This is a genomic window from Bacillus sp. GMs2/2, assembly GCF_050172095.1.
Taxonomy (GTDB): domain Bacteria; phylum Bacillota; class Bacilli; order Bacillales; family Bacillaceae_G; genus Bacillus_A; species Bacillus_A cereus.
Genome location: NZ_JBNLYE010000041.1, coordinates 1 through 25463, shown reverse-complemented (window position 1 = coordinate 25463; position 25463 = coordinate 1). Strand labels below are relative to the sequence as shown.

Here is a 25463-nt window from a genome sequence, read left to right as displayed (position 1 = left end):
TTTGGTATTATGTAAATTATTGTAATAACATAAGGGTAAAGAAAACATTTACATTGATTACTGATTCATTACTTATTGAAAAAGAGCAAAATGCACCTTTGTATGGAAAAGGATTATATGCATTGGGAGGTTTAAACAAATGACGAGGAAGAATACAACGACAAACCCTTGGGCCAAGTTCCACGGTCCGAACCTTGGTTATGTTATTGAGCAGTATGATCTTTACGTAACTGGAGCAGGTTCTGTTGATCCGGAATTACAAGAGCTTTTTGAAATTTTTGGAGCTCCTTCGTTTCAAGATGATGTCGTAACAGGGGACAACACAGCAACACATTTTTCTCCTCAAAACACAGGTAACATTGAAAAAATTCTTAAAGTCGTTCAACTTGTTGAGCAGATTCGTTCTTTCGGGCACACGTTGGCTCACATCAACCCGATGGAAGATGCTGCAAATGGACAATCTCTTCTTGAGAAAGCAATGAACGAACTGAGCGATGCTGACTTGAAAGCGATTCCAGCGAAAACAGTATGGCCAGATGCACCAGAAGGTATTCACACTGCACTTGATGTAATTCATAGATTAAAAGACGTTTATACAAAATCTTTAGCTTATGAATTTTCTCATATACAAGATAGTGAAGAACGCGCGTGGTTGCATCAAATGGTGGAATCAAATTCATTGCGTCAACCACTATCAAATAAAAAACGAACTGCTCTTTTAAAACGTTTAACAGCTGTTGAAGGTTTCGAGCAATTCTTGCATAAAACATTCGTTGGGCAAAAACGTTTCTCTATCGAGGGCGTTGATATGCTTGTACCTGTTTTAGATGAAATTGTTCTAGAAGGTGCTAAGAACGGCGTAGAGGATGTCATGATTGGTATGGCTCACCGCGGTCGCCTAAGCGTACTTGCTCACGTATTAGAAAAACCATATAGCCACATGTTTGCTGAGTTCAAACATGCAAAAATAGAAGGCGCAGTGGCTAATTCTGGCTGGACTGGCGACGTGAAATACCACCTAGGTAGAGAACAAGTCGTTAGTAACGAAGAAGTTAGCACTCGCGTTACATTAGCAAATAACCCGAGTCATCTTGAGTTCGTGAATCCTGTAGTAGAAGGTTTCGCACGTGCAGCTCAAGAGAATCGTAAAAAATCTGGTCTTCCAGATCAAGATACTTCAAAATCATTCGTAATTTTAGTTCATGGTGATGCTGCATTCCCTGGTCAAGGTATTGTATCTGAGACACTCAACTTAAGCAGATTGAACGCGTACCAAACAGGCGGAACGATTCATGTTATCGCAAACAATGCAGTTGGTTTTACGACTGATAGCTATGATTCTCGTTCTACGAAATATTCAAGTGACCTTGCAAAAGGTTTCGATATTCCGATTGTTCACGTGAACGCTGATGATCCGGAAGCTTGTCTTGCAGCTGCTAACCTTGCGATTCAATATCGCATGTTGTTCAAAAAAGACTTCTTAATCGATTTAATCGGTTACCGCCGCTACGGTCATAACGAAATGGATGACCCGGCAGTTACGCAACCACAAGTGTACAAAAAAATTAAAAACCATCCAACTGTAAGAGCAATTTATGCAGATCAATTACAAGCTGCTGGTGTACTAAATGCAGATGAGGTTGAAACGATTACACAGTTTATACAAGAACAATTAAAGTCTGACTATGCACAAGTACCACCAGCTGATACGAGTGATGCAACAATTCACGTTAAAGTACCAGATGTTGTTGCAAAAGGTATTCAGTCAATTGATACTGGCGTTGAGATTGACTCACTTCGTGCAATTAATGAAGGTCTACTATCTTGGCCAGAAGGCTTTAACGTATATCCGAAAGTGAAGAAAATTCTTGAGCGCCGTAAAGATGCTCTTGAAGAGAACGGCAAAATTGAATGGGCACTTGCTGAATCATTAGCATTCGCTTCTATTTTACAAGAAGGTACGCCAATTCGTTTAACTGGTCAAGATTCACAGCGTGGTACATTCGCACACCGTCATATCGTATTACACGATACTGATACAAATGAAACATATTCACCATTACATCGCTTACCAAACATTAATGCTTCATTCTCTGTTCATAACAGTCCGTTATCAGAGGCTGCTGTTGTTGGTTACGAGTATGGTTATAACGTATTCGCTCCAGAAACTCTTGTTATGTGGGAAGCGCAATATGGTGACTTCTCAAATACTGCGCAAGCATTATTTGATCAATATGTTTCAGCAGGAAGAGCAAAATGGGGTCAAAAATCTGGCTTAGTTCTTCTATTACCACACGGTTATGAAGGTCAAGGACCAGAGCACTCTAGTGCACGTCCAGAGCGTTTCTTACAGTTAGCTGCTGAGAATAACTGGACAGTTGCAAACTTAACGAGTGCAGCTCAATACTTCCATATCCTGCGTCGTCAAGCATCTATCTTAGGAACGGAAGCTGTTCGACCATTAGTATTGATGACGCCGAAGAGTTTATTACGTCACCCACTTACGCTTTCAACTGCTAGTCAGTTAAGCGAAGGACGTTTCCAACCTGCTTTAGAACAAGAAAACCTTGGCATGAAACCAAATAAAGTAAAACGTCTTGTTTTAAGCACAGGTAAAATGGCGATTGACTTAGCAGCAGAAATCGAGTCTGGTAAACATGAGTACAACTTAGACGAAGTTCATGTCGTTCGTATTGAGCAATTGTACCCATTCCCTGCTGAGAAAGTTCAATCTATTATTAAACGCTTTAAAAACTTAGAAGAAATCATTTGGGTTCAAGAAGAACCTCGTAATATGGGCGCATGGCATTACATGGCTCCAATTCTGTTCGAACTTGCTGGAGATAAAGTGAAAACAGGCTACATTGGACGTCCTGATCGCTCTAGTCCATCTGGCGGCGATCCATTCGCTCACAAAGCTGAGCAAGAACTAATCGTTGCACATGCTTTAGATGTAAAGTATAACTTCCGTCAAGATAAACAAGAAATTGAAGTTTACAGCAACTAAAAAGTAACAATGAAGCTTTCTTGCTTGTTCCTTGGGCAGATATTCTGCCCAAGGCCAGGCTAACAAATGGAGATTACCGAAGACAAAAGAAGAAAAAACACACCGTTAGGCAAATAAGGGGAGGACATTTAAAATGATCGAAATTAAAGTACCTGAGCTTGCAGAATCTATTACTGAAGGAACTATTTCACAATGGCTTATCAACGTAGGCGACAAAGTTGAGAAAGGTGGCAGCGTTGTTGAGCTTGAAACTGATAAAGTCAATGTAGAAATCATTGCAGAAGATTCAGGTATTGTATCGAAGTTACTAGGCGAACCTGGGGATACAGTTGAAGTTGGCGCAACTATCGCAATTTTAGATGCTAATGGAGCACCAGTTGCAGTAAGTACACCTGCACCAGTGGCTGAGCAACCAAAACAAGAAACGACTGAAGCACCGAAAGCTGCGGCACCAAATGCTGAGCAAACTGCAACACTACAAGGTTTACCAAATACAAACCGTCCTATCGCATCACCAGCTGCTAGAAAAATGGCTCGTGAATTAGGAATCGACTTAAACGACGTACGTAGCACAGATCCACTTGGACGCGTGAGACCACATGATGTACAAGCTCATGCTGCAGCACCAAAAGAAGCACCAGCTGCTCCAAAGAGTCCAGCTCCTGCTCCAGTTGCAAAAACTGAATTCGAAAAACCAGTTGAGCGCGTGAAAATGTCCCGCCGCCGTCAAACAATTGCAAAACGCCTTGTAGAAGTTCAACAAACATCTGCAATGTTAACAACATTTAACGAAGTTGATATGAGTGCGATCATGGAATTACGTAAAGAACGCAAAGATGCTTTCGAGAAAAAACATGATGTACGTCTTGGCTTCATGTCATTCTTCACAAAAGCAGTTGTTGCAGCATTAAAACAATTCCCATTATTAAATGCTGAAATTCAAGGTGACGAGCTTATCATTAAAAAATTCTATGATATCGGTATTGCAGTAGCAGCTCCAGATGGATTAGTTGTTCCAGTTGTACGCGATGCTAACCAATTAAACTTCGCTGAAATTGAAAGTGAAATTCGTGAATTAGGTAAAAAAGCACGTGACAACAAACTTTCATTAAAAGAACTACAAGGTGGTACATTTACAATTACAAACGGTGGTGTGTTCGGTTCTCTAATGTCAACACCGATCCTAAATAGCCCACAAGTTGGTATTTTAGGAATGCATAAAATCCAAGTACGCCCAGTTGCAATTGATAACGAGCGTATGGAAAACCGCCCAATGATGTACATTGCTTTATCTTACGATCACCGTATTGTTGATGGTAAAGAAGCAGTTAGCTTCCTTGTTGCTGTTAAAGATATGCTTGAAGATCCAAAGTCATTATTATTAGAAGGTTGATAGATTAAAAATCTATTAAAGGCTGTAGAATGAATCATTCTACAGCCTTTTTTTATTGTGTTCATACGGGACAAATTTCATGACATAAGGTAATAATGTATGCCTAAACGTAAGGAGGATTAAAATGAATAACCTTCCAATTCATGCAAAACTTAAAGTAAATAAGGATACTTTCTTCCTCCCCGATTCAAACGGGGGTGTCTATTTTCGAAATAACGCCAGTTCATTTCGTATGGACGGTGATGGAATTTATGACTGGATTGAAAAATTAATGCCAATGTTTAACGGGAATTATTCTTTAGCCGAAATAACCGATGGCCTCCCTCTCCCCTATCAAAACCGTGTATTTGAAATTGGAGAGATTTTATATGAAAATGGTTTCGTTCGCGATGCAAATCAAGATGCACCTCATGAATTAAACAGTACATTACTCGACAGATATGCTTCACAAATTGAATTTTTAGAAGCTGATTCTCATTCAGGTGCTTTAAAGTTTGAAACATACCGCGGAGCAAATGTCCTTGTACTTGGTTCTGGGGATATGCTCACTTCCTTAGTTTCTTCTTTATTAGAATCTGGTTTACCTACATTTCATTACCTCGTTACAGATCGGGATGAAACAAACTATGACAGAATACATGAGCTAATAGAACGTGCATATGAAGTTGATAACAGTGTACTCCTTCAAGAAATCGATACTACAATTGACCGTCCCTTGCGTGAAGTATTCGAACCTTTTGATTGGATTTTATATGTTTCTCAAAACGGAGACATTGACGGTTTAAAAACAGTTCACACTATTTGTAGAGAAACGAAAAAGAATTTCATACCAGCTATTTGTTTATCAACACTCGGTATAGCTGGACCTGTCGTAACAGAAAATCGTGATGAATGCTGGGAATCCGCATGGCATCGGCTACATGAAACGACTTTACAAAATGAAAATTCATCGGATTCCTTCTCACCAATTACATCTGCCATGTTAGCAAATGTAATCGTTTTTGAATTGTTTAAACATGTCGCGGATGATTCATATCGTGAAAAAGAATCACAATTCTTTTTATTAAACTATGAAACACTTGAAGGAACGTGGCATCCTTTTATAAAACACCCTCTTGCAACTGATGAAAGTTTTACAATTGATACGATAGAAAATATTTCTGAAAAACTTGAGCATCGGTATGGCCAACATACTTCAACTAATGTATTCCGCTTTTTCGATTCATTAACTTCTAAAGAAGCCGGTATATTCCATGTATGGGATGAACAAGATTCATATCAATTACCATTATCACAATGCTATATTCAAGTAGCTACTCCACTATCAGATGGCCCAGCTCCCCTTCTGCCTCTTATGACTCGTAGTGGATTGACTCATAATGAAGCACGCCGAGAAGCTGGTTTAACAGGAATTGAAACATATGTAGCAGAAATCATTCACCGCCTTATTCCTGAACATAACAATATCGGTATCGGTGCTGGAGAAACGATGACAGAAGGATTTTACCGGGCACTACAACAACATTTAAACAATAAACTGTATGAGCGGCAGTCACATATTCTAGAGGAACTTACAACTGTTGATTTAATTGATATTCAAGATAAACATTGTAGATTTTATTACGATGCTCTCTCTACAATCCATGAAACACCTAAAATCGCAATGAGTGAAGAGATTCTCAGTTTTCCAGTCGTTTGGGTTGGTATAAATGATAGATGGTACGGTGCATCTAATATTAATATGACGTTAGCGTTACGAAACGCACTACAACTATCACTCTTTCACGTTCAAAATGAAGAAATTCCTTACAGAGCTAATATCTTGCCTGAATCCTCTATTATTTTATATGACACGGATTCTTTTAGAGTGGAAATACAAGCGGAAGAAGAAATTCCAAGTGTGCAATCTTTACAGCTTGCCTTACAGCATTTAGAAGAACATAATTTTTATCCCTTCGTGTTCGATTTAGCAATCGAACCATTTTTGAAAGAAAACCTAGACGGTGTGTATGGGGTATTAATTGCAAAGGAGGACGGTTTATGATTCAAAATATATTGCTTATAGGAGATGGCCTTCTTGCAGACTATGTACATGATCAATTATGCGAACAATATTCCATCATTCGTCAACATACCCTCACAGAAGAACTTCCTGAAAATATTCATCTCGCTCTCGTATTACATGATGGATCTCCTTCTACTATTCATCATGATGCCGAACTTATTTTTCGCTCAAATCATATTCCATGGCTTCGTGGTTTTACTTCATTTGGCGAAGGTATTATCGGTCCTTACATTCATCCTCTTACGCCTGGATGTTCCCATTGTTCTGATGGACGCCGTTTTATCGCTGGCTTTGATCAAAAAGAAATGTGGGAACTACAGCGGAAATATGCCTTTAAAGCAGATAATGTAACGAGACGTGACGTACGTGCCACCCAAAATGGAATGTTGCAAATGTGCCATCTTATTTGCGCAGAAACAGGAAAAATATTAACTCATAACCATTCTTCTTTAGAAAATGAACTTATTTTACTAAACTTACAAACATTACAATGTACGCGGCATTCTTTTCTTCCAGATCCTCTCTGTCCTGTATGTAGTAATTTACCTGATGATACTGCGGATGCGGCGGAAGTTTCTTTACAACCGAGTTTAAAAGTAAGTACCGAAACGTATCGCTGCCGTTCCATTCATGAGCTAAACACATTTTTAACGAGAGACTATTTAGATTATCGGGTCGGTATGTTGAACGGAAAAATGCAGCATTCTGTATTACCATTCGCTGATGTCATTATAAACATGCCATTAATGTTCGGAAATGAAGGTGTTGCGGGACGAACTCATTCATTTGCAGTGAGTGAAGCAACTGCTATTTTAGAAGGTTTAGAACGATATTGCGGTATGTCTCCTCGTGGGAAAAAGACAAATGTGCATGGTAGTTTTCATGATTTAGAGGAACATGCACTAAATCCCCTCACACTCGGTGTCCATACAAATGAACATTACAATCGTGATAACTTTCCATTCAAGCCGTTTGATCCTGATTATGAGCAAAACTGGGTATGGGGATATTCTTTATCACAAAACAGACCGCTTTTAGTTCCTGAATCAATTGCTTATTATAGCCTTGGTCATCGAGATGCTTTCGTGTATGAAACATCAAATGGATGTGCAATTGGCGGTAGTTTAGAAGAAGCGATTTTTCACGGCATTTTAGAAATAGTAGAGCGTGATGCCTTCTTACTCACTTGGTATGCCGAATTACCTCTTCCCCGCCTTGATCTTAGTTCAGCAAATGATACAGAATTACAATTAATGATTCAGCGGTTACGTACGATTACCGGATATGAATTACACGCTTTTAACGCGACGATGGAACACGGCATTCCTAGCTTATGGGTAATTGCAAAAAATACGCGTGAAAATGGAATGAACGTTGTTTGTGCAGGAGGCGCTCATTTAGATCCTATTCGAGCCTTAAAAAGCGCCATTCAAGAAATAGCAGGCATGTTACTTATAACAGACGATGAGCTCGAGCACAAAAGAGAATACTACGAAAAATGCTTACAAGATCCTTATTTCGTTAATAAAATGGAAGACCATAGTATGCTGTATGGATTGAAAGAAACAGAAGAACGTCTTCACTTCCTTTTACGGGAAGATGCACCGGTGCAAACGTTCCAAGAAATGAATGTATCACAATCATTTGATATGGATTTAACATCCGATCTCCACCAACTTTTAAATCGTTTGCATCAATCTAATCTTGAAATAATCGTTGTAGATCAAACCGTTCCCCTCATAGAAAAGAATGGATTACATTGTGTAAAAGTTATTATTCCAGGCATGCTACCGATGACGTTTGGTCACCATCTTACTCGAGTTACAGGACTGGACCGGGTATATACCGTACCGATGACACTTGGATATACAGACGAACCTTTAACGAATGAAAGATTAAATCCACATCCACATCCGTTTCCATAGTAAAGGAGGGATTTCATGAAGCTAGATACTTTTTTACATCATCTCCATTTCTCTATCGATGAAATTATGCCGAATCATGAGGTGGACTGGAAAGACGCACCGCTTCCTTATAAATTATATCGAAATGTACCTACCATCCCGCTCTCCTTAGAAATCCCGTTATCTTTATCGAACTCTTCTACTACACCTACTCTAAATGAAATTGGTCACTACCTTTGGTATTCATTTGGTGTAACACAATTATGTCAGCTAAATAGCGAGAGAAATGTATTACGTAGATCCATTCCTTCAGGCGGTGCCTTATACCCGAATGAATTGTATATCTATTTAAAGATTGACGATTATCCAGACGGCATTTACCATTATGACGCCGCGCATCACCGACTTATTTTACTTCGCGAAGGAAATTTCGATTCTTATTTAGCAGACGCACTCGGTAATCGCTGTAATATACATGGTTGTTTCGGTGCTGCATTCGTATCCACTATGTTTTGGAAAAACTTCTTTAAATACAATAACTTTTCATATCGACTTCAAGGATTAGATAGCGGGGTTCTCATTGGACAATTGCTAGAATGTGCAAAACAGTTCGGTTATACGAATAGCGTATACTTTCAATTTCTAGACCGTGCACTGAACCATTTACTCGGATTGTCAGAAGGTGAAGAAAGTGTGTATGCCGTTATTCCTTTAAGTACAGAGCTAGAAACTAATTGGTTTCACAATGATTACCGTGAAAATAAAACAGTTACTTCTCATGAGTTGTTGCAACAAATTCCGCCGCTCGCACATGAACATTTCGTTCGCTCAAAACATGTAGGTGAATATCCGATGATAACAAAAATAAATGAAGCTTCTATGATCGAATCGACAGCACACTTCCAAACGCTACATCATGAAGAGCACTATCAACATAATACGTACGCTGTACAGCTACCGAAAGTAGAACGGTTATCGTATGATTTCCTACAACTTTGTAAAAAACGATATTCTCCTGATGCGGACTTTATTTTAACGAAATGGGATGCAGCTGAGCTCGCTACTTTACTACAAGAAGCGAGTCTCTCCTTCCCCTATTACAACGACCTTGACGGTAAGTATACAAATGAAAATACACGCGTCTCCTTATACGGATGTTTTTATAGCGTGAAAAATATTGAAAACGGGGCTTACGCTTATAACAGTAAAACACATTCCATACAACCAATTCGATATGGAGACCTTCGCTACCCACTTCAGTCTAGTATGACGATGGATAACGTAAACCTTTTTCAAGTACCACTTTGCTTACATGTAGTCGGACAGAAAGATTACTATACACGTGCATTAGGCTATAGAGGATATCGCATTCACCAAATGGAAGCTGGTATCCTCGTTCATAAACTCGTTTTTGCAGCGACCGCTATGGGGATGGGCGGGCATCCTTTACTTAGTTTTGATACAAATGCATGTGATCAATTGTACGGAATAGATGCTGGGAATGAAACATCTCTTATTCAAGTTCCAGTTGGGGCATATCGGGCGCGGAATTGGTTAAAAGGGGCTTTGCATAGTTAAAAGCACGCCGATGGACGGCGTGCTTTTTTACTAGATTAACTTAAAAATACTCTTAATTTGTCTAGCAAATAACCAATTTTTCGTACCGTAGTTATCATTTAAACTATCTAAATTGATAGATTGTCCGTTAGCAAACTTTAATTCTAACGTAGTATTTTTGTCATTTGTTTTTAAATTACTATTTGTAATGGCATCATACTTTAATTTTTCAATCTCAACATATTCGTCTTTTTCTTGTCCGATCACGACATGGTCTTGAAAGAAGAAAAATACTTCTACTTTTTTACCGAAACAAAATACATTTTTCGTATAAATTAATGTCGCGTTATCAAGTCCGACACATACTTCTTTCATTTCTTCCACAACGTGTCCAAAGTCTTCTTCATGTCTTGCATTTGATTCAGCAATCCATTCTTCAATTGTTTTCATGTTAATTGCCATACTGCGCCCCCTGGTTCGTTCATTGCTTCGTTTAAAAAATAAATACTATATGAAAATATAAGCGATACGTACTATGTTTTCAAGGGGGAACGGTATATTCAAAATAAAGTGAAACTTTATTTACTCCCTCATTGTAAAAAAATAGCACTTTAAAAAGTGCTATTCTGCTCTCCTTGCCGCTTGCTGAATTGGATCCCAAACGCTGTTATATGGTGGTGCGTAACTTAAGTCGACGTCTTCTAAATCATGAATGCTCATTTTATTGAAAAGCGCCATCGCAATCACATCAATACGTTTATCTACGCCTTCTTCTCCAATTACTTGCCCGCCCAATAATTGTTTCGTATCGGAGCGATATAGTAATTTCAAGTAAAGTGGTTTTGCATTTGGATAATAGCCCGCCATATTTGTAGAATCTACTTTGACCGTTTTATACGGAATGTGTAGCCCTTTCGCTTCTTTTTCATTTAAGCCTGTTCTTGCGAATGTCAAATCCATAAATTTAATAATGCCTGTGCCTAACGTACCTTTAAAAGCTCTTCGTTTATCAAGCATATTCAGTCCAGCAAGTCGCCCTTGCTTATTGGCTGTCGTTCCGAGCGGGATATGATCATGAATTTCCTTTATAACGTGGTAATGTGTTGCGCAATCACCGGCTGCATATACGTCTTGCACATTCGTTTGCATATATGCATTTACTTCGATTGCTCCTTTATGATTCTTACGTATATTTGTCCCTTCAAGAAAATCAGTATTCGGCTTCACTCCAACCGACACTAAAACAAGATCTGCTTTATACGTACCTTTATCCGTTTCGATTGCTTCTACTCGTTCATTTCCTTTAAATGCTTTTACATTTTCATTCGTTAAAATTTCAATATTGTGTTTATCTGCTTCTTTATGTATATATTCAGCCATATCTGCATCATAAATCGTACCGATATGATCATTTCGCTCAATCATTCTTACTTTCTTACCAAGTTCGACGAATGTTTCTGCCATCTCTAGTCCGATTGCACCACCGCCAATAATCGTTACATCTTCAACTTTATTCGTTTCTAGCGTTTTTAATATACGCTCAGCATCCGGAATTGTTTTTAAAAGATGAACGCCTTGTAATTCCCGTCCTTCCCATTCCGGCATAACAGGACGTACCCCGGTCGCAATTAATAATCGATCGTACGAAAATTCAAAGACATCTTTCGTCTTTGTATGCTCTGCGTACACCATTTTCTTTTCCGTATCTACTTTCGTTACTTCATGACGCACTTTCGCATCAATTCCATATTTCTCACGAAACGTCTTCACGTTGCGCGCGATTAACTTTTCAGTTGAAGCAATAGCACCACTAATGACATACGGTAATCCACACTGAGCGTACGAATAAATCTCACCTTTTTCTAAAGTTACAACATTTGCATTTTCATCGTTTCTAACAATTTGCATCGCTGCACTCATACCAGCTGCATCTCCGCCAATAATGACATAGTTCACTTTACCACTCCTTCTTTTTTACATACTCTTTACGTTTTCCATATTTTATAGAAATAACACCTACTTCCATTGTAAAGAAAGAGAATTTCATCTTCAAATTTGGTGCACAAACTTATGTATGAATAGGTAACTGTCGTGTCTTATAAACAACATGTTTAATATGCTATAACAGTAACTATTGAAAGTAGGTGAAACATACATGTGCGCTGGTCTTCTCGCTCAGTTTCCAGAGGAACCGAAAGAACCGAAAGCCGCCCTCCCGCTTGAACAAGAATTTACCATTAATGCAACATTATACAGTGCTCGCGCTTGGTTATCAGACAATGACACTTTCTCTCAAACTATTTGGAAAGCTACCCGCTTCGCTTCTGCATCACACGCTCGCAAGGCCATCTTTCCAGTCGGTACTGTTAAAATTGTAAATGTTTCTGATGATACAATAACGGTTACTATATCATCAGAATCAAAAGATGCTCTTAAAATAATCGTCCCTCCACATTCTGAAGCTGCTTTAACGTCTAGTTCTTTATCTGATGTGCAAGCCAGTACATCAGGAGGGGCAAGTAAAGTCACATTTCTCTTTCATATCTTTTTCTCTAGGGAACCTGCTCCAGCCAAATAACGATAGAAAAGGTACAGCAATATACACTGTACCTTTTTCAAGCGCTCTATTCTCTTGATTTGATTAGTTCAATATTATAAGTTTCGATATCTGTTAACGTTCCTTTAAAATAAGGATTTTCTCTATACCAAGGCTGTTTTGCAAAATATGCTTGCATATCTTTCGTTTGAAAAATATGTCCATGCCTTGCATATATTTCATTTCTAGCAATTTTCAACTGCTCTTTCGATAAATATGTTAAATCTGCGCTCGTTAATTTTCGAATATCACTATCAGGAAAGATGAAACCATTATATACATACCCAGTCGCGGGCGTTGGAGTAACATTATAAACAACTGTTTTTTCTGTACTTTTCTTTTGAAATGGAAGATTATAAGACGAAAGTGCCGTTACCGTCTCTACTTTTGTCGTTTCTCGTCCACTTTCTCCATTTCGTTCTAAATAAACCGTCGCACTTCCATCAGTCGCTACAGGCCCCCATGTAATTTCTTCTCCTGCCAGCGCTGTAACCGGTTTTTGATTTACATACAATGTTGCACCAGGCGCGTTCGTTTGAACTGTAATATATTGACCTTGCAACGTTAAATCTATCGTTACGTTATTTTGGCTTTGTTTCATAAGTACAACCTTTTCCTCACGAGATAATTTTACGTAGTCATTTTTATACTCTGATTGAAACACTTGATTTCCTGGAAGAAATGGCCCATATTGCTTCTCAAACTTTTTGTCATCTGTCTTATCAATTTCTTTTCCGTTCATTTTTAACGATACGTCTTTTTCATTTGTAAGCAAAGTTGTATAGTACGTCTTTGCTTTCAATTTATATCGATCAAATATAAAGAAATACTTTCCGTCTTTCGTTAATGAAAAATCAGCTTTTTCTATTCCGTCCCGTTGTTTTTCACCTTGTTTCAAATATTGTTTTAATTCATTTACGTAAGATGGATTTTCTTTTATATATGAAAATAGAGGCGTTACACTCTCTCTCGTTATCATAACCGATGGATCATCTGCCGTAACGATCTCAGCTAATTTCTCTCCGTCCCTCTCTTGTAAAATCGTAATTATCCGGTCTACTTGTGCCACCTGCGTATAATACGACGATCCGTACAAATACAATCCAATAATTGCTATAACAAATAGCGCTAACAGTGTAATGCCAACTTTTGCACCACCGCTCATGTTCTTCTTTACTACAGAACGTCTCCTCTTCGTCCCGCAGTTTTGACAAAATTGCACACCATCTTCAAACTGAATTCCGCACTTTGTACATACATTCATCCAGTCAACCACCTTTTCATTAGAAGCCAGTTATTCCCTGTGTTAAGGCTTGAATTATCGTGCTAATGTAAGACCAAAGTACAATGAAGGTTGCAATTCCAATTAAAACATTTGCAATAATAAGTGTGTAAACGAGATCTAATCCGCCATTGTCTAGCTTTAATACGGCTACAGTTATACTAATCCCTATATAAGTTGCAGCTACCGATAATAATATCGGTAAGAAAAAAATTAATAAGAAACTAAAAAGAAAAGAAAGGACTAATATGACAATAGCCGGCGTCGCTATCGTTCCCCACATACCGAATACTTCAAGAAACGAAAAAGATGATTTCATCATCTTACCACTTACAAAAATAATAAATCCGACAAATAAAGTTAAAATTAATAAAAAGAAAAAGACCGTTATAGATTCTCCAAAAAACGTGGGAGTAGATATATCTGGTGCAAATGTTCTCGTAACTGCTGATGCTGCACTCATCATTCTATAAAAAATACATGCTCCTAAAAAACAAATAAGAACAAGACTTACAATTCCATTTCGTACTTCAATAGCACCGCTTTGCATAATTGCTGTCGGTGCTTGTAATGCATGTTTAAAAAATTGAAAATAGCCGCTCGCAAACCGCTTCGCTTGCTCTACCGTTTCATTTTGCCGAGCTTCCTTTGCTTGTGCCGCACGTGCTTGTTCCGGCCCTTCTTCTTGGCCACTACTTGCCACTACTTCTTCCGTTAACGAATGTCCACAATTCCCGCAAAATTTTGCCTCCGCTGCATTTTCTGTATGACATGACGGACATTTCATTCTCTTATCCCTCCTTAAGGATATACCGTATAGGGTGTTACAAATTCAATATATGAATTTGTACATAAAACATGACTACAAGAAAAAGATTCTGAAATCCTTCTTCCGAAAGAAAATATATGTGCTAGTAATCTTGAAAAAAAATGCTATTATGAAACAGAACAAATAACATTTTTAGCAGATTGGATGAAAGACAATGGAATTGGTAAACTCAATTTTTCAAATACTCCTTACAAGCGTAATCCAATTATTTTCTTTAATTGGCGTTATCATTGTAATTGGATTTTTATTAGGATATTTAGAATCTCTCACACGCATGTATTGGTCGAGAGCTTTTGGAAGAAAAGGATTCCTATTAACGGCTTGGATTGGTGTTCCTATTCACGAACTTGGACATGCCATTATGTGCGTGCTGTTCCGTCATAAGATTGTAGCAACGCAGTTCTTCCCGACAGATACAAGCCAAGGGGCTTTAGGTTACGTACAACATCAATACAATCAAAAAAGTGTGTATCAACGGATTGGGAATTTCTTCATCGGCATTGGGCCTATTATTTCTGGTATTACTGCACTAATCCTTTTAATGCGCTATTTCGTACCAGAATCATATTTTTTATTTAATACAACTCTCGAAAAAACGATTGCTTCTACTTCTATTAATGTAGAAATGATCCAAAACATGCTCTTGTCGACGTTTGTATTATTGAAAAGCTTATTTACAATCGGCAATTTATTGAATCCTTCCTTTTGGTTATTTTTATTTATCGCCATTTGCATTTCCGCACATATCGCTTTAAGTAAACCAGACATTAAAGGATCAATAGACGGTGTTATCGTCATGTTTATCGTTTTATTTTTATTCAACATCATCGCGGGACTGTTTCAATACGACAGTAACCAGCTAATTGGACAGGTTATGAAATATAATATGTATCTCATTGCGTTTTCTAGTGTAGCACTGCTTTTCTCTTGTATTTCTACACTTGTTAGTTTTTCGTTTTATAAAATAAGAAGAGGGCGTTCTTTTTAAACGCCCTCTTCTTATTAATTATTCCCCTTATAATCACAATGCTCAACCGGAACACGAGCATGCCCCTCTTCATCGGTACACCATGACTGTGATTGGAATGCAAGAAAGATACCAATCCATTCTTCTTCCTTTTCAAAGTGAATGAGTATTCCTCCGTCTTGCCATATGCCATCATCACCTTGCCATTTTTCTACATTCCCTTGATTCATATGAATATCATGTATACCGTTTCCTGGTTTGAAATGAAAATAGGAATCTGGTGTATTTTCTTCTGGTCCCCATCTTTCGCCAAACGCGTAAATAATTGCTTTTTCTTCTATCGCTCGTTTTATATAACGTTCTATTTTTTCATTTAAATCATTATCTGCTCCTGCTTTTTCGGGAGGTAAAGGAATCATTTGATTTGAGTCAAATAGATTTCCTCTTACATAATCTAAAGCTACTTTCGGTTCATTGTTTTTTATTTCTGTAAAACCGAATGGTAATGTCGGTAAAATATGAATCGCCTCTGACTTAATATTGTTACTCGCAAAATATAAAACTTCTGATGGATAACTTTGTGACTTTACGTTAATTGCAATACGATAATCTACTCCTGTCTCGCCCTGTAAATGAACTTGATAATGAGGTGTTTTCCCTTTTCCAATCTTTGATTGTATAACTGTACCTTTTAACACACCGTAGTTTTTTAGGGGCATACATTTCATCTCCTATTCATCTAGTAGAAGCTATTCATATTTAAATCATTATCCACTCATAAAAAAAATCCTCCTATGTTAGGAGGATTTTTAATTTCTCAACATATACCAAACAATAACTTCTACCACTACAAGCAAAACCGCACCAAAGATCATTAACGTCGTCTTCTTTAATAGTTCATTTTCACGGTAAGGGATATTACATAAGTAAGCACCTAGTGTAATCCGTGATGGACAAGCGATTGTCGCTACTGATGATGCGGTGTTTTGAAGTGTTGTGACATATTGCCACGGGAGTGTTACGTTTTGTGCGGTTTGCATTTGTAGTTTTATAAACATTGCATTTGATCCTGCGTTACTACCTGTTAAAAATCCACCAATAGCGCCAATAAACGGAGCAACGAAAACGAAAAAGGTTCCAAATGTTTCACCAGCTGTCTTTGCGAGTAATGAATGCATGCCTGATGCACCCATTAATTCTGAAATGGCGATAAACATTGTCGTCGTAATAGCAAATGGAATCCATTGTTTAATCGTTTGTGAGAGTGATTGTTTAATAATATTAGACGGGATGCGGAAGAAAATAATAGTAAATAAGCAAGTCATACCGAGCCAAAATCCTGGTGAATATAGTAACTCTAGTTTGTAAGAGTATGATTTCAAATCAAGAACCGCATATGATTTGAACAAATCATGTAATGCTGGAACGAGGCGAGAAAGTAAAATACAAACTGTTAGAAATATATAAGGGCTAATAATTTTTATAATGGATACTTCTCTCTCCGTTGCAGCCGCATGTTCTGTTATAAGATTTTGCCCACTTTTTCCTTTTAATTTAATGATAAAAAAGCCAAAGGTAATCGTAACGATAGAACTTAATATCCCGGCTAGTTCAACACTTACGTACGCATTAGAAAGATAGATTCCGAGAGAAAATAATAGAAAGAACCCTACTCCTTCTTTCCACTTTTCTATAACCGCTTGCCAGCCGCCAACAACGTGTAAAGAAAGAATAACGAAGTAAGCAAACATCGGAATACTTAATAGCGCTGTATTTGTGCCAAGTGTTGTAAGAGGCATATTTATTAGCTGCGAACCGATAATCGTACCAGTTGCCATTGCGCCCCATGAACTAGCTAGTAAGCCGATGAATGAGAGTAGTACAGCTTGAAATGGTTTATATCCTAGTGAAAGAAAAATAGGTGCTGCAACCATAAAGCCAATACCGAATCCACTTACTGATTCAATAAGCGGGCAAATGCCAAAACACATAAGCAGCATTTGTAATAAGCGATCCTGAGTAACTGCTTCTAGAAAACGTGCTACTTGATCGATGTACCCCATTTTGTTCATGAGGTGAAATAAAAAAATACCGAAAAATAAAACGTACCCGACAATAAAACAAATTAACCATCCTTTAATCGTTGCGTGCACAGTTTCACTTATCCCTAATTGAAACATTGGCGAGAGTAAAACAATTCCAACAGACACAGCATAAGAAATTAACGAGGACCTTAATGACGTTTGTTTAAATAAAAATAAACAAATGAAAATCATCATAATTGGGATAAGTGCCAACAATATGGCCATGTTATCATCTCTTTTCATTAAAAATACAATTTTTAACTATTATATAACAGATGACATAATTTTCAATTGTTTTTACAACAGATTCAAAAAAGGAACCAAACGGCTCCTTTTTATTCACTCCCATTTTCTATTATCCTGAAAAACTGTCTGCTTTCCGACTATTTCTTTCAACACAACAAACACAATGTAAGTACATATTGCTTGCAATATAATATTCCAAAATTTCATTAATGCAAATGAATGAATCCGTAGAAATAATTCGTTTAATAATACAATCGAAACGATACTAAATAATTCTATACTAATTGAAAATAGACATATTTCTAAAATAGACTGTTCTTGAATGCGATTTAAATTGGAAAAGATGAATACATACCCTAAAAATAGAGCCATTAACTCTATTTTCGTCATGCTAATGAGCCAAGCGTATAGCGGTACAGTTAAAAATAGATATAGTAGTTTACGTCTTAGCATGCCTTCTCACCCTCTGAATTATATGTATTTTCTGTATATTTTAACATTTATTACGCAAAACAAAAAGAAGAGACTACGCCTCTTCTTTTTGTTTTGTTGCATATATTAATTCACATATTTCTTCTTGCTTTTCATTTTCTAAAAGCTCAATGATCTTACTTCCAACGACAACTCCGTCGCATATTGTAATTATTTCTTCTACATGTTCCTTTGTTGAAATACCAAATCCTGCGACTACTGGTAAGTTGACGTGTGATTTTACTTTTTCTAAGTAACTATGAATCTCCTCTTTAAAGTTTTGACGTACTCCCGTTACGCCCGCTACTGTAACAGCATAAACGAACCCTTCTGATTCACTCGTGATTTTTTCAATTCTTTCAATAGGACTCGTTACGGTAACGAGTGGAATGAGCGCAATGTTTGCCTCTCGAAGTAACGGCGCAATAATATTTTGTTCTTCATACGGTAAGTCCGGAACGATGATGCCGTCTACACCTGCTTCTATACAGTTCTCGATGAATCTCTCTTTTCCGAATGCAAGTACCGGATTTAAATATGTCATAAGAACAAAGGGCATTTGTACTTCTTTCCTTACCTCTGCTAACGCTTGAAAAATGCCTTTTAATGTTACGCCGCTCTCTAGCGCTCGCTTTCCTGCTCTTTGAATCGTTGGGCCATCTGCGACTGGATCTGAAAACGGAATACCAATTTCAACGATGCTTGCTCCAGCCTCATCTAGAAAACGAATTCTTTCTTTTAATTTTTCAAGGCCACCATCTCCGCCCATTACGTACGGAATAAATGCTTTCTTGCCATTTTCAAACGCTGCTTTAATTTTTTCTACTCCCATTTTTTACACCTCTTCCATATAACGTTTTATACTCTCTACATCTTTATCCCCGCGGCCTGATAAACAAATAACAAGTCCTTCATCTTCCTTCATTTTCGGAGCTAATTTTAATGCGTATGCGACAGCATGCGAGCTTTCTAACGCCGGGATAATGCCTTCTTTTTTCGTTAATAATTGAAATGCTTCTAATGCTTCTTCGTCTGTTATCGAATGATAAGAAACGCGGCCGATATCTTTTAGCAAACTATGTTCTGGACCAACACCTGGATAATCAAGTCCTGCTGAAATAGAGTGTGCTTCTTGAATTTGCCCTTCTTCATTTTGCAGAAGATACATCATTGATCCGTGCAGGACACCGACGCTTCCTTTCGTTAAAGTTGCTGCATGCTTTTCTGTATGAACGCCTTTTCCAGCTGCTTCTACGCCGTAAAGAGCAACTTCTTCATCGTGTACGAACGGATAAAACATCCCCATTGCATTACTACCACCTCCAATACAAGCAATGACTGCTTCTGGTAACTTTCCTTCTAACGCCTCATATTGTTTTTTCGTTTCATTTCCAATTACACTTTGGAAATCACGTACAATTTGCGGGAATGGATGTGGTCCGAGAACAGATCCCATAATGTAGTGCGTATCATGCACATGTGAAACCCAGTAACGAAGCGCCTCGTTTACCGCATCTTTTAATGTACCGCTACCTGCCGCTACACTTTCTACTTTCGCTCCGAGTAATTCCATTCGGAACACATTTAATTTTTGACGTCTTACATCTTCTTCTCCCATAAAAATGACGCATTCTAATCCGAGAAGAGCACATACAGTAGCTGTTGCAACTCCGTGTTGTCCAGCTCCTGTTTCAGCGACAACTTTTTTCTTGCCCATTCGCACTGCAAGTAGTGCCTGACCGATTGTATTGTTAATTTTATGAGCTCCTGTATGGTTCAAATCTTCACGTTTTAAATAAATCTTTGCACCACCGCAATACTTCGTCATATTTTCAGCATAATATAGCGGTGTTTCTCTTCCGACGTACGTTTTTAAATAATGATTTAATTCCTTTTGAAATGCTTCATCTTGCATCGCTTCTTTATATGCTTCTTCTAGTTCTAGTACAGATTGCATTAACGTTTCTGGAACGTATCGTCCTCCGTATATACCGTAATGTCCTTTTTCATCTGGATATGCGTAGTTCATTTGGAACACTCCTTCGCTTTTATAATAAATTGTTTTATTTTCTCTACATCTTTCTTTCCTTCTGTCTCTACTCCGCTGCTCACATCGACCATATATGGCCGAACAGTTCGAATTGCTTCTTCTATATTAAGAGCGTTTAATCCACCAGCTAATATCGTTTTCTCTCGCAACTCTTTTGGCATATGTGTGAGTAGTTCCCATGAAAAATTCTTTCCATTTCCACCGTGAAACTTTTCTTTTGGGCTATCAAACAATATATAATCCGTTTCATATGCTTGAGCGTTTTTCATATCGGCCTCTGAAGTTACTCCGAGAGCTTTTATAGACCGAATATTCAATCTCTTAATTTGATGATTATCTTCATCCCCATGTAGTTGCACATGCGTTAACCCGCATTCATCTGCAATTTTCTGGATTACCTCTACTGATTCATTTACGAAAACACCAACCTTTAACACGTGTGCCGGAAGTTCCGTAATAATTTCTTTCGCCTGCTCCAGAGTAATTTTCCGTTTACTTTCTGCAAAAACAAATCCGAGTGCATCTGCTCCGTATTCGCAAGCACGTTTTGCTGTTTCCATATCAGTGATGCCGCAAATTTTCACTTTCATATGTTCACCTTACAATCTTCAAAAAAGGTACGAATAGAAGATGATGTCATAAGCGCTTCCCCAACTAATACACCTTTTGCTCCTGCTTTTTTAACACGAATAATATCCTCTTTTGAATGAATCCCGCTTTCGCTAATCCAAAGTAATTTCTCCTCATTTAATCGTTTCCCGAGCTTTTCCGTTTGGTTTAAATCCACTTCAAACGTTTTTAAATTACGGTTGTTAATACCGATAACGTGCGGATTTAATACAATCGCAATTTCTAATTCCTGCTCATCATGAACTTCAACAATTGCTTCTAATCCTTTTTCTAGTACGTAACTATACAGCTCTTTTAACTTCTCTTCCGTTAACGCCGCTACGATTAGTAAAATAATATCTGCGCCAGCTTCATACGCTCTATCAATTTGAATTTTATCAATTATGAAATCTTTGCATAAAAGCGGAATGTTACTTTCTTCTCTCGCTGTTTGTAAATCATGAAACGATCCTTTAAAAAATTGACCATCTGTTAAAACAGAGACTGCTCCTGCACCACATTTCTCATATGTTTCCACTTGTTTTCGTACGTCAACGTGTAAATTGATATCTCCTTTTGATGGTGATGCTCGCTTTACTTCTGCAATGACAGTAAACTGCTGTAACGCTTCTACAAGTGAATGTGTCTTTCTTTTTGCTTTTACTGGTGTATATATTTCATATAACTCCGTAACTTCCTTTTGCTTCTGTTCTACAATTTTATCTAAAATCGTCCCCACTTTAGTTCACCCTTTCTAATTTTTCGTTGCTTGCTGCAATTAATAAGTTTAATTTGGTTAATGCTTTTCCAGAATCGATGCTATGTGCCGCGAGTTTAATTCCTTCTTCAATCGTTTCCGTTTTTCCATTTGCGAAAAGAGCTAGACCTGCATTTAATAAAACGGTATCACGGTAAACACTCTTTTCTCCGCTCAATACGCCGACTGTAATCTTTGCATTTTCTTTCGAATCCCCGCCTCTAATCTCTTCATTGTTCACTATTGAGAAACCGTATTTCTCAGGTTCAATACTCGTTTCAACTATTTCATTATCTTTTAAAATGACAACGTGATTTTCCCCTTGTAATGATGCTTCATCTAAAAAACCACTTCCATTTACGACAAGCGCTTGTTTCCGGCCTAACTTTTGTAATACTTGTGCAACTGGTAATAACATATCTCGTTTATAAATACCGACAAATTGTGTTTCTAAATTCACTGGATTTGTTAAAGGGCCAATTAAGTTAAAGATCGTCGGCACGTTTAACTCTTTTCTTATTTTCATAATGCGCCTTAGTGCTGGATGCATCGCTGGTGCAAATAAAAATGCAATACCTACATGCTCTAGTAAATAATCAATTTCGTTTGGCGTACTACTAATATTTACACCTAGTTCTTCTAATAAGTCTGCACTTCCTGTTTTACTAGAAACAGCACGATTACCATGTTTTGCAACCTTTACACCTGCTCCTGCCAGTACGAATGCTGATGTTGTGCTAATATTAAACGTTTGAGCACCATCGCCACCCGTCCCGCAATTATCCATTGCTCCTTGTATATGGTTCGAAAACGGCAATGCCTTTTCGCGAAGAGCTCGAACGAGACCGTATATTTCTTCTGCAGTTTCACCTTTCGCTTTCAGTAAGACTAAGAAAGCTGCAATTTCACTTTCTAATATGTTTTCACTTAATAAAAGTAATCCTGCTTTATACATTTCCTCTTCTGTTAAATGTTGACCCTCAACTAATTTACGAAGATAGTTATTCATACTCTTTCCTCCTCTTTTACTTCTGTTAAAAAGGCACGTATTAACTTTCCGCCTTCTTCTGTTGCGATTGATTCCGGATGAAACTGTAATCCGAAGAGCGGATAATAATTGTGACGGACTGCCATTATTTCTCCGTCGTCCATCGCTGTCGCTAATATGTCAAAACACTCTGGCAAGCTCGTTTGCTCTGCAACAAGGGAATGATAGCGCATCGCCGTTAGCGGCTGTGTAGCGTATGAAAAGATTGACATTCCGTTATGTTTCACACGCGATGTTTTTCCATGTTTAATACGTTCTGCTCTAACAATGTCTCCTCCAAATGCAGCTATGATCGCTTGGTGGCCAAGACAAATCCCTAATATGGGAACGTTCTTATAAAAATGACGGATGACGTCGATACAAACGCCAGCATCCTCTGGTTTTCCTGGTCCTGGTGAAAGTACAATTCCTCTTGGATTCATCTCTTCTAACTGTTCTATCGTTATTTCATCATTTCTTACAACTACAATTTCTTCTTCATGTTCGCCTAACAGTTGATACAAGTTATATGTGAACGAATCGTAATTATCGATAAGTACAATCATTTCATTACCTCCAAAAGCGCTCTCGCTTTATTTAATGTTTCTTCATATTCAGCTACTGGATCTGAATCGTAAACGACTCCTGCTCCTGCCTGAACGTATGCTTTTTCATCCTTTACGACCATCGTTCGAATAGCGAGCGCCATATCAAGATTTCCTGAAAAACTAACGTATCCAACTGCACCAGCGTATACATTTCTTTTTTCATTCTCTAGTTCATTTATAATTTCCATCGCTCTAATTTTCGGAGCTCCAGAAACCGTCCCTGCTGGTAAGCAATACGCTAACGCATCAAATCCGCCCATTTGTTTTCGCAATGTTCCGTAAACTTCAGATACAATGTGCATAACGTGAGAATATTTTTCTACTTTCATATATTTATCTATCGTAACCGAGCCGATTTCGCTCACTCTACCAATATCGTTTCGCCCAAGATCTACAAGCATCATATGCTCTGCTCGCTCTTTCTCATTGCCTAACAGTTCTTTTGCGATTTCCTCGTCTTCCCTCTTCGTTTTCCCCCTCGGCCTTGTACCAGCAATTGGATTCGTCATCACTTTATCCTCCCTTACTGATAGTAAACTTTCCGGCGAAGAACCGAGTACAACATAATCTTGAAAATCGATATAGAACATATATGGTGATGGATTTGCAATTCGAAGTTTTCGGTATAACCCGAATGGATCCCCAATACATTCACTTTGTAAACGCTGTGATAGTACGACTTGGAATATGTCTCCCGCTCTTATATATTCTTTCGCCATTTCTACCATCTCACAAAACTCTTTTTCCGTTATAGAAGAAGTGAATGATAATGTGGATTGTATTGTATTTACTTCAGCTTCTTCTCCTTGTAGCACTTCCTCTTTGTATACTCGTAGCCTTTCGTATACTTCTTCATAATCTGCTGAATCATCTTGCCTGCATACATATACAAACGACAACTTTTGGCGTAAATGATCGTAAACGATAAACTCACGATATAGTAAAAGGTGTACTTCCGGAATATTTAATGGGTCGTGTAAATCCGCTCCAATGTTTTCATACTGCCGAATGACATCATATCCAATATAACCAACTGCTCCTCCGCAAAATGGAAATGGACTGTCTACTTGTGATGGTGCGATTACTTCTTCTAACACTTGCAGTACGTTACCTTGTAACTTTTCTGCCCGGCCGTAAATCGTTCGTTCCACTTCCGTACCAACGCTTTTCACTTCTCCATAAGGATTACATCCTAAGTAAGAATAACGCCCTTTATCTTGATGAAGCTGTGAACTTTCTAATAAGAATTTCTTCTTCCCTTTCATACGTCTATATAAAGAAATTGGCGTAATGCTATCTCCTTCTTCTTCAGTGATTACTAAAAATGTCTTTCTCTCTCTTTTTTGTTTTATAAATTCTTCTTTCGTCATCATGTCCTTCACCTCGCCCTGAAAAATAAAAAAGTCCTCTACATATCGAAAATATGTAGAGGACGATAAATATACCGCGGTACCACCTCGTGTTGGATGCAAAAGCATCCCGCTTTGTTCAGGTACAAAATTTATACCTTATCCTTGTAACGGCGGAACCCGGGTTGCCTACTGAAAATAATTGTTCAGCATACCTCTCGTAAGCCCATTCCGTATATGGCACCGTACCGGGCTCCCACCTATTCCCGGCTCTCTGTAACGTCTCCAATATACGTACTCTTCTTACTTAAACGATTTCATTTATTTAATTTTTTATACACAAAAAGGGAGTACTCATCCTATAGAAAGGACGGGTACTCCCGTGGTGCCACCTTAATTCGTTACAAATGTAACGCACTTTACCGTATCAAAAACAATACGTGTCTCTTGTATCGATGAGATCATGTCGCCAAAGCCTACTTCTTTCGTTTCGGTTTGGAAGCTCCGAAGCCCATTCCACATCAATTCCATACTGATTCGCACCAACCATCAGCTCTCTGACATGTTCATCATGTGTACTCTTCTTCATCAACGCTTGCATTTTTTTAAGTTGCACTCATTATAGACCTGACTTTTTTCACAAGTCAATACTTTTTCAAAAA

General features: G+C 38.0%; 21 protein-coding genes and 2 other annotated features. Of the genes, 7 read left to right on the top strand and 14 right to left on the bottom strand.

Going from position 1 to position 25463, the window contains the following annotated elements:
- Positions 1 to 139 precede the first annotated feature (139 nt).
- The 5 genes from odhA to ACQGS6_RS08795 all read left to right on the top strand — a co-directional run bounded on the left by odhA (position 140) and on the right by ACQGS6_RS08795 (position 9947).
- Positions 140 to 3007: a 2-oxoglutarate dehydrogenase E1 component gene (gene odhA, locus ACQGS6_RS08815; RefSeq protein WP_000197124.1), complete on the top strand. Its 2868-nt coding sequence runs from the start codon at positions 140 to 142 to the stop codon at positions 3005 to 3007.
- 133 nt (positions 3008 to 3140) lie between these two features.
- Positions 3141 to 4400: a 2-oxoglutarate dehydrogenase complex dihydrolipoyllysine-residue succinyltransferase gene (gene odhB, locus ACQGS6_RS08810; protein ID WP_000569926.1), complete on the top strand. Its 1260-nt coding sequence runs from the start codon at positions 3141 to 3143 to the stop codon at positions 4398 to 4400.
- 124 nt (positions 4401 to 4524) lie between these two features.
- A complete protein-coding gene (locus ACQGS6_RS08805; RefSeq protein ID WP_426965036.1) occupies positions 4525 to 6444 on the top strand; it encodes a putative thiazole-containing bacteriocin maturation protein in 1920 nt (639 codons plus the stop codon).
- Positions 6441 to 8390, top strand: coding sequence for a TOMM precursor leader peptide-binding protein (locus ACQGS6_RS08800; RefSeq protein ID WP_000615601.1), 1950 nt, complete (start codon positions 6441 to 6443; stop codon positions 8388 to 8390). The genes ACQGS6_RS08805 and ACQGS6_RS08800 overlap by 4 nt, the downstream gene beginning before the upstream one ends.
- 15 nt (positions 8391 to 8405) lie before the next feature.
- Positions 8406 to 9947 carry a SagB family peptide dehydrogenase gene (locus ACQGS6_RS08795; RefSeq protein ID WP_074626122.1) on the top strand — a complete coding sequence of 514 codons (1542 nt, stop codon included), beginning with the start codon at positions 8406 to 8408 and terminating at the stop codon, positions 9945 to 9947.
- 30 nt (positions 9948 to 9977) lie between these two features.
- Here the strand turns inward: ACQGS6_RS08795 and ACQGS6_RS08790 are convergent, their stop codons facing one another.
- On the bottom strand, positions 9978 to 10388 hold the full coding sequence (locus ACQGS6_RS08790; protein ID WP_000996782.1) for a DUF3908 family protein: 411 nt from the start codon (positions 10386 to 10388) through the stop codon (positions 9978 to 9980).
- A gap of 159 nt (positions 10389 to 10547) precedes the next feature.
- Complete coding sequence (locus ACQGS6_RS08785) at positions 10548 to 11882, bottom strand: CoA-disulfide reductase (RefSeq protein WP_074626126.1); 1335 nt, start codon at positions 11880 to 11882, stop codon at positions 10548 to 10550.
- 199 nt (positions 11883 to 12081) lie between these two features.
- On the opposite strand from ACQGS6_RS08785, the gene ACQGS6_RS08780 reads away from it, so the two are divergent.
- The gene (locus tag ACQGS6_RS08780; RefSeq protein ID WP_000332393.1) at positions 12082 to 12504 is read left to right on the top strand and encodes a hypothetical protein; all 423 of its coding nucleotides are present in this window, start codon (positions 12082 to 12084) and stop codon (positions 12502 to 12504) included.
- 46 nt (positions 12505 to 12550) lie between these two features.
- Here the strand turns inward: ACQGS6_RS08780 and ACQGS6_RS08775 are convergent, their stop codons facing one another.
- Entirely contained in the window at positions 12551 to 13786 is a 1236-nt protein-coding gene (locus ACQGS6_RS08775) for a TcaA 3rd/4th domain-containing protein (protein ID WP_025967023.1), read from the bottom strand.
- A gap of 19 nt (positions 13787 to 13805) precedes the next feature.
- Positions 13806 to 14591, bottom strand: a complete 786-nt coding sequence (locus tag ACQGS6_RS08770) for a zinc ribbon domain-containing protein (RefSeq protein WP_074626132.1) — start codon at positions 14589 to 14591, stop codon at positions 13806 to 13808.
- A gap of 196 nt (positions 14592 to 14787) precedes the next feature.
- On the opposite strand from ACQGS6_RS08770, the gene ACQGS6_RS08765 reads away from it, so the two are divergent.
- Positions 14788 to 15621 (top strand): hypothetical protein, encoded by an 834-nt coding sequence (locus ACQGS6_RS08765; protein ID WP_047385758.1) that lies wholly within the window; start codon positions 14788 to 14790, stop codon positions 15619 to 15621.
- 14 nt (positions 15622 to 15635) lie between these two features.
- Here the strand turns inward: ACQGS6_RS08765 and ACQGS6_RS08760 are convergent, their stop codons facing one another.
- The 10 genes from ACQGS6_RS08760 to trpE form a co-directional block, all read right to left on the bottom strand.
- Entirely contained in the window at positions 15636 to 16319 is a 684-nt protein-coding gene (locus tag ACQGS6_RS08760; RefSeq protein WP_074626135.1) for a DUF2278 family protein, read from the bottom strand.
- Between the two features lie 90 nt (positions 16320 to 16409).
- Positions 16410 to 17909: an L-lactate permease gene (locus tag ACQGS6_RS08755; protein WP_000996241.1), complete on the bottom strand. Its 1500-nt coding sequence runs from the start codon at positions 17907 to 17909 to the stop codon at positions 16410 to 16412.
- A gap of 114 nt (positions 17910 to 18023) precedes the next feature.
- Complete coding sequence (locus ACQGS6_RS08750; RefSeq protein ID WP_000946130.1) at positions 18024 to 18383, bottom strand: DUF4029 domain-containing protein; 360 nt, start codon at positions 18381 to 18383, stop codon at positions 18024 to 18026.
- 73 nt (positions 18384 to 18456) lie between these two features.
- A complete protein-coding gene (gene trpA, locus ACQGS6_RS08745) occupies positions 18457 to 19233 on the bottom strand; it encodes a tryptophan synthase subunit alpha (RefSeq protein ID WP_000537834.1) in 777 nt (258 codons plus the stop codon).
- Positions 19234 to 19236: 3 nt separating this feature from the next.
- Positions 19237 to 20430 carry a tryptophan synthase subunit beta gene (gene trpB / locus ACQGS6_RS08740; protein ID WP_074626139.1) on the bottom strand — a complete coding sequence of 398 codons (1194 nt, stop codon included), beginning with the start codon at positions 20428 to 20430 and terminating at the stop codon, positions 19237 to 19239.
- On the bottom strand, positions 20427 to 21041 hold the full coding sequence (locus ACQGS6_RS08735; protein ID WP_074626144.1) for a phosphoribosylanthranilate isomerase: 615 nt from the start codon (positions 21039 to 21041) through the stop codon (positions 20427 to 20429). The genes trpB and ACQGS6_RS08735 overlap by 4 nt, the downstream gene beginning before the upstream one ends.
- Complete coding sequence (gene trpC, locus ACQGS6_RS08730; protein ID WP_100619437.1) at positions 21038 to 21799, bottom strand: indole-3-glycerol phosphate synthase TrpC; 762 nt, start codon at positions 21797 to 21799, stop codon at positions 21038 to 21040. The genes ACQGS6_RS08735 and trpC overlap by 4 nt, the downstream gene beginning before the upstream one ends.
- Position 21800: 1 nt before the next feature.
- On the bottom strand, positions 21801 to 22826 hold the full coding sequence (gene trpD, locus ACQGS6_RS08725; protein WP_001067359.1) for an anthranilate phosphoribosyltransferase: 1026 nt from the start codon (positions 22824 to 22826) through the stop codon (positions 21801 to 21803).
- Positions 22823 to 23410 carry an aminodeoxychorismate/anthranilate synthase component II gene (locus ACQGS6_RS08720; RefSeq protein WP_025967017.1) on the bottom strand — a complete coding sequence of 196 codons (588 nt, stop codon included), beginning with the start codon at positions 23408 to 23410 and terminating at the stop codon, positions 22823 to 22825. Before ACQGS6_RS08720 ends, trpD begins: the two co-directional genes overlap by 4 nt.
- A complete protein-coding gene (gene trpE / locus ACQGS6_RS08715) occupies positions 23407 to 24825 on the bottom strand; it encodes an anthranilate synthase component I (RefSeq protein WP_025967016.1) in 1419 nt (472 codons plus the stop codon). Before trpE ends, ACQGS6_RS08720 begins: the two co-directional genes overlap by 4 nt.
- A gap of 52 nt (positions 24826 to 24877) precedes the next feature.
- Positions 24878 to 25122: a binding site (T-box leader), on the bottom strand.
- Between the two features lie 42 nt (positions 25123 to 25164).
- Positions 25165 to 25402, bottom strand: a binding site (T-box leader).
- Positions 25403 to 25463: the final 61 nt, after the last annotated feature.